General features: G+C 37.4%; 14 protein-coding genes. 12 read left to right on the forward strand and 2 right to left on the reverse strand.

Annotated elements, in window-relative coordinates:
- Window positions 1-417: 417 nt before the first annotated feature.
- The 8 genes from DK865_RS05615 (at window position 418) to emrB (ending at window position 9,972) form a co-directional block, all read left to right on the forward strand.
- Entirely contained in the window at window positions 418-1,053 is a 636-nt protein-coding gene (locus DK865_RS05615; RefSeq protein WP_109391410.1) for a CDP-alcohol phosphatidyltransferase family protein, read from the forward strand.
- The gene (locus DK865_RS05620) at window positions 1,050-2,819 is read left to right on the forward strand and encodes a bifunctional alpha/beta hydrolase/class I SAM-dependent methyltransferase (protein ID WP_023581121.1); all 1,770 of its coding nucleotides are present in this window, start codon (window positions 1,050-1,052) and stop codon (window positions 2,817-2,819) included. Before DK865_RS05615 ends, DK865_RS05620 begins: the two co-directional genes overlap by 4 nt.
- A gap of 104 nt (window positions 2,820-2,923) precedes the next feature.
- Window positions 2,924-4,285: a phosphatase PAP2/dual specificity phosphatase family protein gene (locus DK865_RS05625; RefSeq protein WP_109391411.1), complete on the forward strand. Its 1,362-nt coding sequence runs from the start codon at window positions 2,924-2,926 to the stop codon at window positions 4,283-4,285.
- The gene (locus DK865_RS05630) at window positions 4,266-4,673 is read left to right on the forward strand and encodes a hypothetical protein (RefSeq protein WP_109391412.1); all 408 of its coding nucleotides are present in this window, start codon (window positions 4,266-4,268) and stop codon (window positions 4,671-4,673) included. Before DK865_RS05625 ends, DK865_RS05630 begins: the two co-directional genes overlap by 20 nt.
- 166 nt (window positions 4,674-4,839) lie before the next feature.
- Window positions 4,840-6,048: an MFS transporter gene (locus tag DK865_RS05635; protein WP_109391413.1), complete on the forward strand. Its 1,209-nt coding sequence runs from the start codon at window positions 4,840-4,842 to the stop codon at window positions 6,046-6,048.
- Window positions 6,049-6,540: 492 nt separating this feature from the next.
- Window positions 6,541-7,068 carry a transcriptional repressor MprA gene (mprA, locus tag DK865_RS05640; RefSeq protein ID WP_023581117.1) on the forward strand — a complete coding sequence of 176 codons (528 nt, stop codon included), beginning with the start codon at window positions 6,541-6,543 and terminating at the stop codon, window positions 7,066-7,068.
- A 192-nt stretch (window positions 7,069-7,260) separates the two neighbouring features.
- Entirely contained in the window at window positions 7,261-8,439 is a 1,179-nt protein-coding gene (gene emrA / locus DK865_RS05645; protein ID WP_023581116.1) for a multidrug efflux MFS transporter periplasmic adaptor subunit EmrA, read from the forward strand.
- A 15-nt stretch (window positions 8,440-8,454) separates the two neighbouring features.
- Complete coding sequence (gene emrB, locus DK865_RS05650) at window positions 8,455-9,972, forward strand: multidrug efflux MFS transporter permease subunit EmrB (protein ID WP_036912019.1); 1,518 nt, start codon at window positions 8,455-8,457, stop codon at window positions 9,970-9,972.
- A gap of 99 nt (window positions 9,973-10,071) precedes the next feature.
- Here the strand turns inward: emrB and DK865_RS05655 are convergent, their stop codons facing one another.
- Together DK865_RS05655 and DK865_RS05660 are read right to left on the reverse strand one after the other, a co-directional pair.
- Window positions 10,072-11,211, reverse strand: a complete 1,140-nt coding sequence (locus DK865_RS05655; RefSeq protein ID WP_023581115.1) for a tRNA/rRNA methyltransferase — start codon at window positions 11,209-11,211, stop codon at window positions 10,072-10,074.
- 174 nt (window positions 11,212-11,385) lie between these two features.
- Window positions 11,386-12,450: a C48 family peptidase gene (locus DK865_RS05660; RefSeq protein WP_109391414.1), complete on the reverse strand. Its 1,065-nt coding sequence runs from the start codon at window positions 12,448-12,450 to the stop codon at window positions 11,386-11,388.
- Window positions 12,451-12,589: 139 nt separating this feature from the next.
- On the opposite strand from DK865_RS05660, the gene DK865_RS05665 reads away from it, so the two are divergent.
- From DK865_RS05665 to DK865_RS05680, 4 genes are all read left to right on the forward strand, one after another.
- Entirely contained in the window at window positions 12,590-13,291 is a 702-nt protein-coding gene (locus DK865_RS05665; RefSeq protein ID WP_036912263.1) for a tRNA-uridine aminocarboxypropyltransferase, read from the forward strand.
- Window positions 13,292-13,319: 28 nt separating this feature from the next.
- Window positions 13,320-15,965, forward strand: coding sequence for a bifunctional acetate--CoA ligase family protein/GNAT family N-acetyltransferase (locus tag DK865_RS05670; RefSeq protein WP_109391415.1), 2,646 nt, complete (start codon window positions 13,320-13,322; stop codon window positions 15,963-15,965).
- Between the two features lie 202 nt (window positions 15,966-16,167).
- A complete protein-coding gene (gene pssA, locus DK865_RS05675) occupies window positions 16,168-17,526 on the forward strand; it encodes a CDP-diacylglycerol--serine O-phosphatidyltransferase (protein WP_023581110.1) in 1,359 nt (452 codons plus the stop codon).
- A 131-nt stretch (window positions 17,527-17,657) separates the two neighbouring features.
- Window positions 17,658-18,005: a YfiM family lipoprotein gene (locus DK865_RS05680; protein WP_023581109.1), complete on the forward strand. Its 348-nt coding sequence runs from the start codon at window positions 17,658-17,660 to the stop codon at window positions 18,003-18,005.
- The last annotated feature ends 121 nt before the right edge of the window (window positions 18,006-18,126 follow it).

Below are 18,126 nucleotides of genomic sequence, written 5' to 3' on the forward strand. Positions count from 1 at the left end.
CACTATTGATACATACTTGTTAGTTTTAAATTTTATATAAAACAATATTTATAATAAATTAACCTAATTTCGTTAGTTATTATAAGGTTTTTGATATTCCTTGTTTTCATTTCACTCATTTAATTCTCTAATTATAATTACGTAAATATTACTAAAGAAAAATTAATCTTTCTTAAAATAAAAAGAATAAAACAAACACGGAACTGTCTGATAATGACAATTTTGCGTATCTTATTTTTCCTTTATTGTGGGCGCTAAATAATTATTAACTCAAGTAAATTTCAGATATCCGTTTTATGTTTAAATCGTAAATAAATTAAACCATTGAAATAAAGATATTCAATGAGATAAAAATCAGCTAATAATAAAATAATAATTTTGAGGTAATATACGCACTTTTGAACACAAGGATGCGTCATGACAATTTATGACCTAAAACCCAAATTTCAATCTCTCTTGCGCCCTTATGTAGAACAGTTATTCACAAAAGGGATCACTGCAAATCAGGTCACACTTTTTGCCTTACTGTTATCCATTACCCTAGGTGGATTACTTTTGCTTTATCCGTCCCCTCGTTTATTTTTATTACTCCCTTTTGTCCTCTTTTTTCGTATGGCGCTTAATGCCATTGATGGCATGCTTGCACGAGAACATAATCAAAAAAGTGCGCTTGGCGCGATATTAAACGAAGCCAGCGATGTTATTTCAGACATTGCACTCTATCTACCTTTTATTTTTATTTTTCCACAGGCCTACTGGTGGATCATGCTGGCTCTTTTTTTAATGATAATGACTGAGTTCTTAGGCGTTCTTGCCCAAACTATTCATGCTTCTCGTCGTTATGATGGTCCGATGGGTAAAAGTGATAGAGCCTTTATTTTCGGTGCTATTGCATTTTTTATCGGATTATTCCCCTCACTGACATTATCAGAAAACACGCATTATCTTTTTATTATTATTAATTTATTACTTTTGTTGACTTGTTATCACCGAATTCATCGCGCACTAAAAGAAGCAACGATGACAGATAAAGATAAGGATACATCGTTATGAATCAACAACCGCAATATCAAACTCAAAGGAATATGATTGAGTCTGAATTTACCACCAGCGATAAGACACCACTGTATTATCGCCACTGGCCTGCTCAAATTACCACTGAGCCAAAAGCAATTATTTTATTTCACCGAGGACATGAACACTCAGGGCGTGTTGCTCATCTAGTTGATGAGTTAGATCTTCCTGATTTTTCAATGTTTGCTTGGGATGCGCGTGGACATGGTAAAAATGAAGGTGCTCGCGGTTATAGCCCATCAATGGGAACATCAATAAAAGATATCGACGAATTCGTTCATTACATTTCATCTAACTATCATATTCCAATGGAGAATATTCTGGTTGTTGGTCAAAGTGTGGGTGCCGTTTTAGTTACCGGTTGGGTACACGATTATGCGCCCAAAATTCGCGGTATGGTGTTAGCATCCCCGGCATTTAAAGTGAAATTATATGTTCCTTTTGCACGTACTGGTCTTGCCTTAATGCAAAAAGTTCGTGGCCTTTTTTACGTCAATTCGTATGTGAAAGCCAAATACTTAACCCATGACCAACGTCGTATCGACTCTTTTAATCAAGACTCACTGATCACTCGCCCTATTGCCGTCAATATTTTATTAGAACTTTATAAAACGGCAGATCGTGTTGTTGAAGATGCCAGTGCGATTACGTTACCTACACAGTTGTTTATTTCAGGCAATGACCATGTGGTCCATGCTAAGCCTCAACATCTTTTCTATGAACGTTTAAATACCTCTATTAAAGAAAAGCACGTCTTACCCGGCTTTTATCACGATACATTAGGTGAGAAAGACAGGGTCATTCCTATTAATAAAATGCGTAGTTTTATTGAAACCTTGTTTGCACAACCACTTTATCAACATGATTACCAACATGAAGATATTTGGAGCCATAGCGCTGATGTGTATCGCGCATTACAGACCCCTCTTCCTAAATTTTGTCCAAAAAGACTTTATTATAAAGTCCTTAGCCGTTCTATGAGCACTTTAGGTAAAGCGTCTGAAGGGGTTGCTCTGGGTTACGATAAGGGTTTTGATTCTGGCTCAACGCTGGATTATGTCTACCGCAATCAGCCACAAGGAAAAGGGTTATTTGGTCGTGTTGTTGATAGGCAATATTTAAATAGCATTGGTTGGCAAGGTATTCGCCAACGTAAAATCAATATTGAAAATACAATCCGCTATGCAATTCGCCAATTAATACAAAATAATATGCCGGTGCATATTATGGATATTGCGGCAGGACAAGGGCGCTATCTTTTTGATGCTGTTAATGATTATGGTAAGGTCGATTCAATTTTAATGCGTGATTATAGCGCCATTAACGTTGAACAAGGCAGAATGGCAATTAAAGAGCGTCACTTAGAAGATAAAGTGCGTTTTGAAGAAGGTAACGCTTTTGATGCAGAAAGCTTGAGTACTGTTTCACCGTCACCAACGTTAGGTATTGTCAGTGGACTCTATGAATTATTCCCTGAAAATCACCTGCTAAAAGCGTCTTTAAAAGGGCTATCGCAAGCCATACCTCGTGGCGGTTTATTGATTTATACCTGTCAACCTTGGCACCCTCAGCTTGAAATGATTGCGCGTGTATTACCAAGTCACCAAAATGGACAACCTTGGATCATGCGTTGCCGTAGTCAAGGTGAAATGGATGCTTTAGTCAATGAAGCAGGATTTGAAAAGTTAGATCAACAGATTGATCATTGGGGTATTTTTAGTGTATCGATAGCAAAACGTCGCTAACGGAATGCATCATCAATAACCGACCTATCGCTATATGGCAACCTATAGCGATAGTTTTAACTCATTGAAAAAAAAGAAATATAAATAAAGAAAGGAATTTTAGTATGGGTGGAACCCTACACACTCAAATAACATCATCAAGAAAAAGTATCTGGCTTGCTGGTATTGTATGGCTGTTGTTTCTTGCCCCATTTTTCTATTTAACTTATATGCAAGTGAACACTTATACATCCACTTTATCTGATGTTCCTTCTTTTGTTTATTCTTGGGAAAAATCTATCCCCTTTTTACCTTGGACAATTATTCCTTATTGGAGTGTGAATATTGCCTATGGTATTTCACTGATTATTTGTACAACGTTAAGAGAGCAATTTATACATGGATTACGTTTAATTGTCGCCTCATTGATTGCTTGTACTGGTTTTTTATTATTTCCTTTAAAATTTAGTTTTATTCGCCCAACAACTGAAGGATTTTCTGGTTGGTTGTTTACTCAATTAGAAGGTTTCGATTTACCTTATAACCAAGCCCCTTCTCTGCACATTATCTTATTGTGGATACTATGGTTACGTTTTCGCGCACATACGCCTAAATCATATCAATGGTTTTTAAATTTATGGTCATTACTTATTGCGGCTTCTGTACTAACAACATGGCAACACCACTTTATTGATATTATTACGGGCTTTGGTGTTGGCGTGTTTATTTGTTATTTATTACCCATAAACTCTCGTTGGAAATGGCATTTTACTGGCTGCAAACGCAGTTTACGTATTGGTAAAAATTATGCGTTATCAGCAATGGTGTTTTATCTGTTATCTTTTGGCTTGCAAGGTTTCTTTTGGATCTTTCTCTGGCCGGCAATCACATTAACTTTTGTAACTTTGGGTTATTTAGGGGCAGGATCTTCTATTTTTCAAAAAGATACACAGGGTGAAATTCCCCTTTCTGCACAGATAATCCTATTACCTTATCGCTTTTTTGCTTGGTGTACTTATCGCTATTATTTAACTCGTTGCCAAACCCCTAGTTTAGTGGCGGAAGGCGTTTTACTAGGTGGACGCCCTCTCTATCAATTAAACGCTAACGCCGTTTTTGATTTAACCTGTGAATGGCCAAGAAACAAATTTAGCCAAAATCAGCTTTATTTAGCTCAACCTCAAATCGATTTATTACCATTATCTCCTGATGATATCAGCAAAGCTATGTTGTCTATGGAACGTCTTAGCCAAGTAGGGACTGTTTATATTCATTGCAAATTAGGCTATTCGCGCAGTGCTACTATTGCGGTTGCATGGCTAGTTTATCATGGCACCGTAGATACCTTGGAGGACGCAATAAAACAGGTGTATCAAACACGCCCTCAAGTCATTTTAAATCCAGAAACGCAAGAGGCATTACAAATTTGGTATTCACGTTTCCAACAAAATAGATCACGAGGCAACTATGCTGACAACAAAAACTAGCGGTAAAGTCATTGTGTCTTTAACTCAAAGTTGGCGCTATTTACTGCTGTTATCACTGTTACCCTATATAAGCACATGGCCGGTGTTTAGCCTTCACTTTCACAATAAATTGGCTTTTTTTATTGCTTCTCTTTTATTTTTATTGACGCAATATCACCTTTTTCGTTTATGGCTCGATAGCCATTTTTTTCAGGCTCTTTATCGCTATCAAGACAATATGAGCTTTGATGAAAGCCTCTCTACGTTATTTCCTAAACGCCCCAAAAAGCAGACTATGGAAGCCCGCTGGCTAGGAACTAAACGTCTATTTTCTTTTGCCGTGATTGGCGTTTCAATTCAATGGATGTGGTGTTTATCCATGCTCCTTTTTACATTTTTTAGTTATTGATAAATGAAAGTCAATGTTTATTCATTATATAAAACAATATGTTATAACAACACTGTCTAAGCGTTTGTATCAAATTAATTGAACATCTCTATCACTGTAATTCTTTCCTTAAAAAAATGACTCATGTTACTATCATTTACCTTACAAATGACTTGTTATGAGTATTATGGAACACACCGCACCACAAACATCGCTAAACAAAGGTCTTATTTTACTGATGGCGGTTGCCACAGGTATGGTTGTTGCCAGTAACTACTACGCACAACCTCTACTTGATTCAATCGCAAACTATTTCCACATATCGGCTACATTGGCAGGGTTTATTGTCACCACCGCGCAATTAAGTTATGCCGTAGGGCTAATGTTATTAGTACCTCTTGGCGATATTTTTGAACGTCGCTCACTCATTATTACCATGACATTAATTTCAGCGAGTGGTCTATTAATTACCGCGATGTCATCTAATATTTGGGTAATGTTAATCGGAACTGCGCTCTCAGGTATGTTCTCCGTTGTGGCTCAAATTCTAGTTCCTTTTGCTGCAACGCTTGCTGCACCCCATCAACGAGGAAAGGCAGTCGGCACTATTATGAGTGGCCTTTTACTAGGGATTTTACTTGCGAGAACCGCATCTGGGTTAATGGCATCATTTACTAATTGGCAGGGAATTTTCTGGGTAGCGAGTGTTTTTCTAGCGATTTTAGCGATCACTTTATGGCGCTGTTTACCCACTTATAAAAGTGAAACAAACTTAAATTATTTCCAATTACTAGGTTCTATTTTCAAATTATTTGCAACAACCCCCGTATTGAGAACTCGCTCATTAGTTGGTGCACTTATTTTTGCTCACTTTGGCTTATTGTGGACCTCAATGGCCTTTTTATTGGCTTCTGATCCTTTTAATTACTCGGATGCTGTGATTGGTTTATTTGGTCTTGTGGGTGCTGCTGGTGCATTAATGGCGGGTAAAGCAGGCGTATTAGTTGATAAAGGGAAAGGTAAGAAAACCACCACAGTAGGATTAATCATCCTCTTTCTTTCTTGGGGTTTTATCATTATTGCACCTTATTATCACTGGATTGGGCTCATTAGCTTTATTATTGGCGTTGTCCTGCTAGACTTAGCTGTTCAGGGTGTCCATGTCACCAATCAAAGCACTATATACCGTATTTTACCTGATGCTAGAAATCGCCTGACTGCCGCTTATATGACAAGCTATTTTATAGGGGGTGCATTAGGATCTTTACTATCAGGCTATGCTTATCATCAATATGGATGGACAGGTGTTTCTATCGCCGGGTTAATCATTGGTGTTATCGGTCTTATTGTTTGGTTTTTAGGTTATAAAAATGATCCAATAATCCACGCCGAATAGTTTTTAGACCCAAGGATGGGCTATATTATTTCTTCAATCCCACGCTAATCAGAATAAAATGTGAATGTTTTAACAGCGTGATTACTATTAATGTATATCATCATCCCATTCTTTATTAAGAAAATTATATCAATCTTCCCAATAAAGCACTATACAAATAATTTCACTTAAACACTATCAACCTAACAACCATTGGTAGTAATAATAAATTTATTACGTGTTTTATCGTAAAAAATGATCCCTTTTTTCGCAAATAGACTACTATTCATTGTCAGATAAGTGATAAATTGATTTTATTAACTTATTGCAAAGAGATAAGTACCTATCCTTTTTTTTGTGTTATCATTCAGAAAATTTATGAATCAGGTAACATAATCAAAAAAACATAGTGACTATAAATAATAAAAATTGCTAAATTGTGTGTTTAATATACCATTTAACATGTTGATAACAGCATTATCCTAATTTTCGAAACTAACAAGGTGTCTAAAAATGGAAAGCTCATTTACGCCAACAGAAGAATTACTAAACACTCGCGCTACACAACAGAAATCGCTTAACAAAGATATTCCTTATCAAGAGATTTTGTTAACTCGCCTTTCTATGCATGTTCAAAGCAAACTTCTTGAAAGTCGTAATAATATGTTGAAGTCTCAAGGTATTAACGAGACATTATTTATGGCACTAATGATTTTAGATACGACAGAAAATCGGAGTATCCAACCATCGGAATTAAGTGCAGCTTTAGGTTCTTCAAGAACAAATGCAACGCGTATTGCTGATGAGCTTGAAAAACAAGGTTGGATTGAACGTCGTGAAAGTCATAATGACCGCCGTTGTTTGCATCTCCATTTAACTGATGCCGGTGAAGAGTTTTTAAATAGCTTATTACCACCACAACATCAGTGTTTAAAACAAATATGGTCTGTATTAGATCAATCTGAGCAAAGACAGCTTGAAACACTAATGCGTAAGTTGTTATTACAATTAGATACTTTGGCTGAAAAAGGTTGTGAATAAGTAACATAATAAATAGTTTTATTGATCTAATCCTATTTACGCCATAAATCGGCAAACATACTTACCCATTAGCATTTATAATTTACCTTCACGCTAATAATTATTCTAAGATTGACTTTATAATTATGTTTCCAGTTTTCATGCTGGAAACATATCTAATGATGTTTTTCTGGTTTTATGGAGATCTTCTAAATGAGTGTTAATGAGGAAAATACCCCCCCTCAGGCTCCCATTCGCAATAAAAAACGAACTCGCCGAAATGTTCTACTGTTACTCACTATCCTATTTATTGTTGCTGGTTTAGCTTACACGGCATATTGGTTTATGGTGTTAAGACATCATGAAACGACAGATAATGCTTATGTGACTGGCAATCAAATCATGGTGATGCCACAAATTTCTGGTTCTGTTACCACCGTTTATGTGGATAACACCGACTTTGTAAAAGCAGGTGACCCCTTAGTTTTATTAGATTCAAGTGATGAAAAACTGGCATTAGAAAAAGCAAAAACAGCATTAGCAAATAGTGTTCGCCAAATGCATCAGCAAATCATCAACAGTCGCCAATTAAAAGCAAACATCGTTTTACGCGAAACGGAACTCACTAAATTACAAAATGACCTTCGTCGTCGTGAAGTTTTAGGCGAACGCAATGTCATTGGTAAAGAAGAACTTCAACATGCCAGAGAAGCCGTTTCCACCGCGAGAGCGGCTTTAGAAGTTGCAAGAGAGCAATATAATGCTAATCAGGCAATTATTTTAAACACGCCAATAGCAAAACAACCCTCTGTTTTACAAGCATCGACGGATGTTCGTAATGCATGGCTGGCATTAGAACGCACTAAAATTTTAAGCCCAACAGAGGGTTATGTTTCGCGTCGTAGCGTTCAAGTAGGCGCTCAAGTCTCACCAGGTAAACCGTTAATGGCTGTTGTTCCGATAACAGGTATGTGGATTGATGCCAATTTTAAAGAAACACAGCTCGCCAATATGCGTATTGGTCAACCGGCAAAGATCACCACTGACTTTTACGGCAAAAAAGTCATTTATCACGGTACTGTATTAGGTCTAGATATGGGAACAGGCAGTGCTTTCTCATTATTACCTGCGCAAAATGCCAGTGGTAACTGGATAAAAGTTGTTCAACGCTTACCCGTTCGTATTTCATTAGATGAAAAAGAATTAGCAGAAAAACCACTGCGTATTGGTCTTTCTTCTGAAGTGACTGTTGATACGATTAACCTAGATGGAAAAGTATTATCACACAGCGAACGCCAAACACCTGCTTACCATACCGATGTTTTAAACATTGATATGTCAGAGATTAATAAATTGATCAATGAAATCATTGAACAAAATGCAGGACAATAAAGGCGGGGTGTAAAGGTGATCAAAGAGCCATTACAAGGAGGAAAACTTGCCTTAATGACCATCGCCCTTGCGTTGGCAACCTTTATGCAAGTTCTCGATTCTACAATCGCTAACGTAGCCATTCCAACTATTGCAGGGAACTTAGGTGCCTCTAACTCACAGGGGACTTGGGTTATTACCTCTTTTGGTGTGGCGAATGCTATTTCTATCCCCATTACAGGTTGGTTAGCAAAACGTATTGGTGAAGTTCGACTCTTTATGTGGTCAACGGCACTGTTTGCGTTAACCTCTTGGCTTTGTGGTATTTCACAAAGCCTTGAAATGCTGATTTTCTTTCGTGTACTTCAAGGTTTAGTTGCTGGACCGCTTATTCCTTTATCACAAAGCTTGTTATTAAATAACTATCCACCAGCAAAACGAAATATGGCACTTGCGTTGTGGTCAGTGACCATTGTTGTTGCGCCAATTTTAGGGCCTATTTTAGGTGGCTACATCAGCGATAACTATCATTGGGGATGGATATTCTTTATTAACGTTCCATTTGGTGTATTGATTATTATGTGTATATCGAACACCTTAGCAGGACGCGAAACAAAAACTGAAATTAAACCAATAGATACCATTGGTCTTGTTTTACTCGTCGTGGGTATAGGTGCTTTACAAATCATGCTCGATCAGGGTAAAGAGCTCGATTGGTTTAATTCGACAGAAATTATAGTCCTCACCATTGTGGCGGTGGTTGCACTTAGCTTCTTAATTGTTTGGGAGTTAACAGATGATCATCCAGTGATAGACCTTTCACTCTTTAAGAGTCGAAACTTTACCATTGGTTGTGTCACGCTCAGCCTCGCCTATATGATCTATTTTGGTACCATTGTTTTACTGCCACTGCTTCTACAAGAAGTTTTTGGCTATACCGCAACATGGGCTGGATTAGCATCAGCATCGGTAGGTTTATTGCCTTTAATTATCACACCAATTATTGGTAAGTTTGGTGGTAAAGTCGATTTACGCTATATCATTAGCTTTAGCTTTATTATGTTTTCTGTGTGTTTTTATTGGCGAGCTTATACCTTCGAACCCGGAATGGATTTTGCCACGGTAGCATGGCCTCAATTCTGGCAGGGTTTAGCCGTTGCGTGTTTCTTTATGCCATTAACGACAATGACATTATCTGGATTACCGCCAGAGAAAATGGCATCAGCGTCGAGTCTTTCGAACTTCTTAAGAACATTAGCAGGGGCAATTGGCGCATCGTTAACCACAACAATTTGGACACAAAGAGAATCTCTTCACCATGAAACCTTTGTAGAAAAAATTAATCCACTTGATCCTGATTCGCAAATGGCGTACCAACAAATGAATGATCTTGGTCTTTCAAATGAACAAGCGTCAGCATATTTAGCGAAGATGATCACTGAACAGGGATTAATTATTTCAGCCAATGAGATTTTTTGGTTAGCAGCAGGGATTTTTCTTATCATGATGATCGTGGTTTGGTTTGCTAAACCGCCATTCTCACCAGGAAAATAATGCAATTAGCATAGATCTAATAAATAAAAATCCCGCTTAAAAAATCATACAGATTTTAAGCGGGATTTTTTTATATTATTCTTAAAAGCCGTAAAGCAATTAGCCTTGGTGCTGACGCCACCATTCTGCTAATAATACACCCGAAGCCACAGAGACGTTTAAGCTTTCAACATGCCCAGTACCGCCGATGTAAATGCTCATATCACCTTGATTTAACGTACTTTCACTTAAGCCATCTTTCTCTTGACCTAAGATAAGCACCATTTTCGCTGGTAATTGTGCTTTTGATAATGGCACACTGCCTTTATGGCTTGATGTTGCCACCAGTGTATAACCCGCTTTTTTAAATTTATCTAACGTTTGAGCAAAGTTATCAGCATCAATACCTTGGATATATTCAGCGCCACCTTCTGCGGTACGAACAGCAGCCCCAGATTCCAAGACAGCAGAATCAGGAGAGATAACCCCTTTCACACCAAAGTGTGCACAACTACGCATAATTGCACCTACGTTATGTGGATTCCCCACATCTTCAAGTGCTAATACGCAATCATGTTCAGGTGCATCTTTCAGATAAGTTTCTGCATCATGACCAACACGTTTTTTAATTAAAAAGCATACGCCACCATGATGATCGGTACGAGCGGCTTTGACCATCTCTTCTTCTTCAACAACATGATAAGCTTTACGGTTTGCCGCCATCCATTTTAGTGCATCACGAAAACGTGGTGTCACATCTTGTAAAAACCAAGCGCGAACAATTGCATCAGGACGATTTTTAAACATTGCCTGACAGGCATTTTCACCATAAATGCGCGTTTCTTCTAAACGCTGGCGACGTAGCTGTTCTGGATCGATTTGGCTCTTACCAGTAATGCCATCGTGCTCTTTAATTGCCTCTTCACCAGCAGGGCGAGAAACCGTTTTCCATGGAGAAAAACTTCCGCCTTCGCTATCGCGAGAAGGTTTTGATTCATTACGTGATGCGCCACGCCCTGAAGGCTTACCTGCACCGCGGTCATCACGACGAGAAAATTTGTTATCACCACGTCTGTTATCGCGATTTTTATCGTCGCGGCTATCACCACGTCTATTATCACGATTTTTGTCGTTACGGTTATCACCACGACCATTTTCAGGACGGCGGGATGGTTTTTTAGGTTTATTATCGGCATTGTCCTCACTACGGACATACATCACTTTTACTTTGCCGTTTTTACCTTCATAAGAATCGTTCATTTGTCTCTCCAACTGCAATAGGGGCGCAGATTACATGATAGTTTAGCAACTGTCACCGAGAGAATCACGCAGAGTAAGAGATAAACCTATATCAAAAAACTCTCACTTTAAAAATAAGATTAGATTTAACTTTTTTTTAATAAAAAACAATCGGTATATCAATATGTAAGAGCGCTATTCATTACTAGATTTAACAAAATGAAAAAGTGCATCCATGATCAATTTTTTCCTAAAATGATGATTAAATACGGCTTGCTCGTCATCACTCTGGTTAAGAAAAATTTTCCCCGTATTTTGTAATACTGTTTCTATTGTGGATGTTAAATCTGCTACTTTTTCATTATTTAATTTATTCAATTTATTTTGTAAATTATCAATGTAATTAAGAGCAAAAAGACCACATCCATTAGGTACATTTTTTTGTAAGTTATCTTCTATATTAAAGGTATTAAATCCTTTTTCTTTTAGTCTAGTTAATAATTTATGACGTTCATCATTATCTTCTTTGTTTGAAGATAATGAATCACATAAAAAACAGCTATCTTTATAAGTAAATAAAGCAACCCAATGGTTATTGTTGACTAAAACTACGTAATTTTTTAACTCATCAGATTTTTTATCATTTTCTATTTTTTTAAGTATCGTTTCATAGTGACCAATATCACATTGATAAGGTTGAAATGAAACCCAAGATTGTAATTCTGATGAAGAGATATAACGATTACTGCTACTTACGCTATCCATACTATTAACTAACACGCTATCATTACATTTCATATTTAAATAATTATCAATCGCTGAGATAAAAACATTATTCCCTTTTCCCTGTTGCCCAGCAATCGCATCTCCACAAGCCATGGCGCTTAATAAAGGTCGCTCTTTGAAATATTCTTTATCGTCTCTTACTTTTATTTCATAGAGCGATTTAATTAACTCCTTAATATCTCTTCTTATCGAGTTATTTAATTTTGAATAAATTAAGTAGAGTTGATTAGTTGCATATAGGCTTATTTTTATATCATCATGAAACATGATATTGACTAAATAATCTAAATCTTTTGAACTTCCATTCCTTACTGAATCAGCCAGTTCATTTATTTGATTTTTAGCAATATCAAGATTGAAACTCAAACTATCATTATTAAAAAGCCGAATATCAAAGATATCAAATAGATTTTTAATTTCATTATCTTTAATACTTTGTTGATTCTCTATAAAAGAGATTGGCGTTATGTTCATATGTCACCACGACTTATTAAATAATAATAATCCTATTACCGTCCTATAAATTAACTTTCATAAAAAAAACAACTGATAGTAGACCTTTGGGTATCATGATAAAATTCGATTCTTTTTTATGAGTATTGGTCAATCTGTTATGCATGACAATGCAGTCTCTCGACTTCGTCAATATCGACTTTCGATTTCTACTCGCCCTTTTAAAGCGCGTGGTTTTCGTACAAAACGTTGTTCTTTTTGCTTATTACCCGAAAAACAGTGTCTTTGTGACACCATTGTCAATCAACCAGCAAAAAGCCAATTTTGTTTATTGATGTATGATACTGAAGTGATGAAGCCAAGTAATACCGGGAAATTAATTGCCGATGTATTACCAGACACGCAGGCTTTTTTATGGTCCCGAACAACACCAGAACAGGCATTGCTTGATCTCATCAATACACCAGATAGGCAAGCTTATGTTGTCTTCCCTGAAAGCTATGCATCAAGTGAACGTATTGTATATAACCAACTCCCTACAAATAGTAAATCCCCCTTGTTTATTCTTCTTGATGGTACTTGGAGTGAAGCTCGTAAAATGTTTCGCAAAAGCCCCTATCTTGATGCACTGCCCATTTTCTCTTTAAATGAAGCTAGCAAATGTGACTACATACTTCGCCAAGCAGCAAGAGAGGATCAACATTGTACCGCAGAGGTCGCTGCCTCTATTTTAGAGAATGTCGGCGATATTCAAGCTTCACAACAACTTTTTTCTCATTTTAGTTACTTTCGTCAACAATATTTACTTGGAAAACCAGACCGAAGTCAGGCAAAAGAAGAGCAAATCAGCTACATTGAATAGCAGTTGATAATGAAACTCTGGAGTGGATATGAGCCAACGAGGTCTTGAAGCACTATTACGTCCTAAATCTATCGCCGTGATTGGTGCCTCTGAAAAATTAGGTCGAGCAGGCACCACCATGATGAAAAATTTGCTCAGTGGTGGATTTAATGGTCCTGTGTTTCCGATTAATCCGTCTCGTGGCTCTGTCTCTGGTGTGTTCACTTATCCTTCTATTGATCAATTACCTCAAGTTCCTGATCTTGCGATTATTTGTACACATCATCGCCGTAACCTTGAGCTACTAAAACAATTAGGTGGGTCTGGTTGCAAAGCTGTAATTGTGCTTTCCGCACAACCTGAACAATTTCAGCCAATAAAATTACTTTGTCAGCAATATCATATCCGCTTGCTTGGCCCAAATAGTTTGGGGCTTTTAGCGCCGTGGCAAGGTTTAAATGCCAGCTTTTCACCGCTTCCCGTTAAAAAAGGAAAGTTAGCTTTTATTTCACAATCAGCGGCTGTTGCCAACACGATTTTAGACTGGGCTTATTATCGTAATATCGGCTTTTCCTATTTTATTGCGTTAGGTGATAATCAAGATATCCAAGTCGATGATTTATTAGATTTTCTGGCAAGAGACAGTAAAACCAGTGCTATTTTATTGCATCTCGAACATATAAAAGATGCACGACGATTTATGTCAGCATCTCGTAGTGCTTCGCGTAACAAACCGATTTTGGTGATAAAAAGTGGTCGTACTCAAAAAGCACAACTGTTATTGGGCGATACACCAAGTTATGACGTGGCTTATGATGCCGCTTTTCAACGTGCGGGTTTATTACGAGTACAAGATACCCATGAGATGTTTTCTGCCGTTGAAACACTGAGTTATATGACGCCGTTAAAAGGCGAAAGATTAATGATTATGAGTAATGGCTCTGCACCCGCGGCAATGGCAGTTGATGAACTATTTTTGCATTCAGGAAAGCTCGCACAACTTACAGACGAAACAAAACAAAAACTCCAACGTGTTATTCAAGAAGAAAATGCCATTCGCAACCCACTAAACTTAGGTGATGATACAACGGTTGAGCGTTATATTTTGGCATTGAATTGTTTGTTAGATAGCCATGATCATGATGCATTACTCCTAATTCACACACCAAGTGCCATTGCACCTAGCATTGAAACAGCACAACGAGTCATAGAAGCCATCAATAAACATCCTCGACGTAAATGGCTTACCGTTTTCACTAACTGGGGCGGAGAGTATTCCTCTCAGCAATCGCGTAAATTATTTAGTGAAGCGGGAATTCCAACCTATCGAACACCTGAAGGTGCCGTCACTGCATTTATGCATATGGTGGAATATCGTCGAAACCAAAAACAGTTAAAAGAAACACCCGCATTGCCTTTAGATGTCAAAATGAATACGCAACAAGCACATCGTTGCATTGAAGAAGCATTAAAAAATAAGCAATATCGATTAGACACACATCAAGTTCAGCCAATTATGGAAGCTTATGGCTTTAATACACTTCCAACTTGGATTGCCCATAATGCTCAAGAAGCGGTCAATATTGCGGAAAAGATTGGTTATCCTGTCGCACTGAAATTGCGTTCTCCTGATATCCCTCATAAGTCCGAAGTACAAGGTGTCATGCTTTATCTTCGAGACAGCACTGAAGTATCATCAGCAGCTCATGCCATTATAGAGCGTGTAACAGAACTCTATCCTCAAGCTCAAATTCAGGGTTTATTGGTGCAAAGTATGGCAAATCGCGCGGGCTCTCAAGAATTACGAGTCGCGATAGAGCAAGATCCTATTTTTGGTCCATTAATTGTATTGGGTGAAGGGGGAGTTGAGTGGCAAATAGAAACGAAAGCCGCAGTTGCTTTGCCACCTCTTAATATGGCGCTTGCTCGCTATCTAGTTATTAATGCGATAAAAAGCGGAAAGATACAGCCTAGAAGCGCTTTACAGCCTCTAAATATATTAAGTCTAAGTCATTTTTTGGTGCAGGTTTCTCACTTACTTCTAGATTGTCCACAAATTGTCAGATTGGATATTCATCCTCTCCTGGCTTCAGGCAATGATTTTACACTACTTGATGTCGCGATGGAGCTAGCACCTCTACAAGGCGATCCTCATCAAAGACTCTCTATTCGTCCTTATCCTAATGAATTAGAAGAAACCTTCTTTCTAAGAGATAACAATCCTTGCTTTATCCGCCCTATTTTGCCGGAAGATGAACCGTTACTAAAAACGTTTATAAACCAAGTCACAAAAGAAGATCTTTATTATCGCTATTTTAGTGAGATCAGTGAGTTTACACATGACGATCTCGCAAATATGACACAAATTGACTACGATCGCGAAATGGCTTTTGTCGCAATCCGAAATCCAGATGATCAGCCTGAAATCATTGGTGTTGCCCGCGCAATGGCAGATCCTGATAATCAGCATGCAGAATTTGCTATTCTTGTGCGTTCTGATTTAAAAGGAAATACTTTAGGCCATCAACTTATGACTAAACTGATCAACTATACTAGAGAACATGGCATTAAACGTTTAACCGCAATAACAATGCCTGAAAATCGCAACATGATAAGTTTAGCGAAAAAACTGGGATTTTCTGTTGAAGTACAACTTGATGAAGGGATAGTCAATCTTGATTTACAGCTTGGATAATCAAAAGATAGCCCAATGCTATACTCATAAGAGAAAATTTCTTTATGTGATTGTTCACGCATCCTTTGATAAATTAGCTATATATGATGATTTTATGCGTACATCCCATATAACTAATGTTATGATCAGAAGATCGGTTAAAGAAAATCCACATGGACGATGGCTCCATCTGCCATCATAAACAAGAGAATTAAGCACTGTGATGTTGTCTAAACTAAAACTTGCTAAGCATCAACAACACCTTGCACAACTGCCTAAATTAGCTCAGTCAGTTGCTGATGTTGAAACGCTTTATCAGACATCCGCGTTTCGCAGCACCTTATTGAAATACATTGCTCAAGCAAAGAAAGAGATCTTTATTACAGCTCTTTACTTAGAGCACGATGAGGCTGGTGAAGAGATCCTTGATGCGCTTTACACCGCAAAACAACAACGTCCTGAATTATCCATTACCGTTATTGTTGACTGGCACCGTGCTCAACGTGGGCGTATTGGTGTCTCTGCTGATGCAACAAATGCAGATTGGTACTACCAAGTTGCACAGCAACACCCTGATGTCGAAATCCCTATTTACGGTATTCCCGTAAATACTCGTGAAGCATTAGGTGTATTACACCTTAAAGGCTTTATCTTTGATGATACCGTTATCTATAGTGGCGCAAGTATTAATAATGTTTACTTGCACAAGTTGGATAAATATCGTTATGACAGATATCACATCATCCAAAATAGCGAATTAGCCTCCACAATGAAGCAATTTATTGTGACTGATCTTTTACAATCAGAAGCAATTCAACGATTGGATATCAAAGATAGAATTCGTTGTGCCGAAATTAAAAACTGTATTCGCCAATTTCGTTTTAATTTACGCACTCGCGATGGCTATGATATTAAAGCCAATGCTTCTAACAACGAACTCGCTGTAACACCTTTAATGGGTTTAGGTAAGAAAAATATCTTAAACAAGACAATTTCTCACCTTATGGCTTCTACTGAAGAAAAACTTGTTATTTGTACACCTTATTTTAATTTACCCGCGATCCTTGTACGCCAAATCAGTCATTTATTAAGAAATGGCAAGCAAGTCGAAATTATTATTGGTGATAAAACAGCAAATGACTTCTATATTCCACCGGAAGAACCATTTAAAATTATTGGTGCTCTACCTTATCTCTATGAGATCAATCTGCGTAAATTTACTCAACGTTTCCAACGATTTATTGATAATGACCAATTAACAATAAGACTTTGGAAAGATAACGATAATACCTATCACTTAAAGGGTATGTGGGTAGATGATAGCTGGCAATTAATTACAGGTAATAATCTTAATCCACGTGCATGGGGATTAGATTTAGAAAATGCCATATTAATTCATGATCCTAAACATGAATTACATGAGCAACGATATAATGAATTAGTCTGTATTCGCCAGCATACTATTGTCGTGAAACATTACCAAGAGCTAGAAAGCATTAAACTTTATCCTCTAAAAGTGAAGAAATTAATCAAACGATTACGACGTATTCGTGTTGATAGATTAATTAGTCGCATACTTTAAGCACTAACGCTTCCCGTCTTAAAGCCTTACTTAAATATCAGTAAGGCTTTTTTGTTTTCTAAAATTATCTTCTATACTTAATAAGCACTTATATTAAAATATATTTATCAGCGAAAAGGCTTTTATTTTTTATGAAACTAAGGCTTAAATGTGGTTCTCTGATTATTTTATTATCAGTAATGGTTTTAACAGGTTGTCAGTCATTTCATTTTGCCAATGATAATTGGAAAGGCAAAGATAAAGCTCAACATTTTTTATTTTCTATGGCTGCTTCAGCGGGCGCAAATGCGTATGCAGATCATCAAAATTATGGTCATAGAGAGGGATTATTAATTGGACTCTCGCTTTCGATAAGTTTAGGGGTAGCGAAAGAACTTTATGATAGTCGCCCAGAAGGTACTGGCTGGAGCTGGCATGATTTTACTTACGATGTTGCAGGAGCTGTTGCAGGTTCATTACTTTATCAGCAATTAAAATAGTGCTTTATTTCCCAAAAATAAAATAGAGATATAAAAACCTCAAACGCAAAAAAGCCAACCCATTGGGTTGGCTTTCTCGTCTTATTTAATGCCTGGCAGTTCCCTACTCTCACATGGGGAG

The sequence above is a fragment of the Proteus cibi genome, from assembly GCF_003144405.1.
GTDB classification, from domain to species: domain Bacteria; phylum Pseudomonadota; class Gammaproteobacteria; order Enterobacterales; family Enterobacteriaceae; genus Proteus; species Proteus cibi.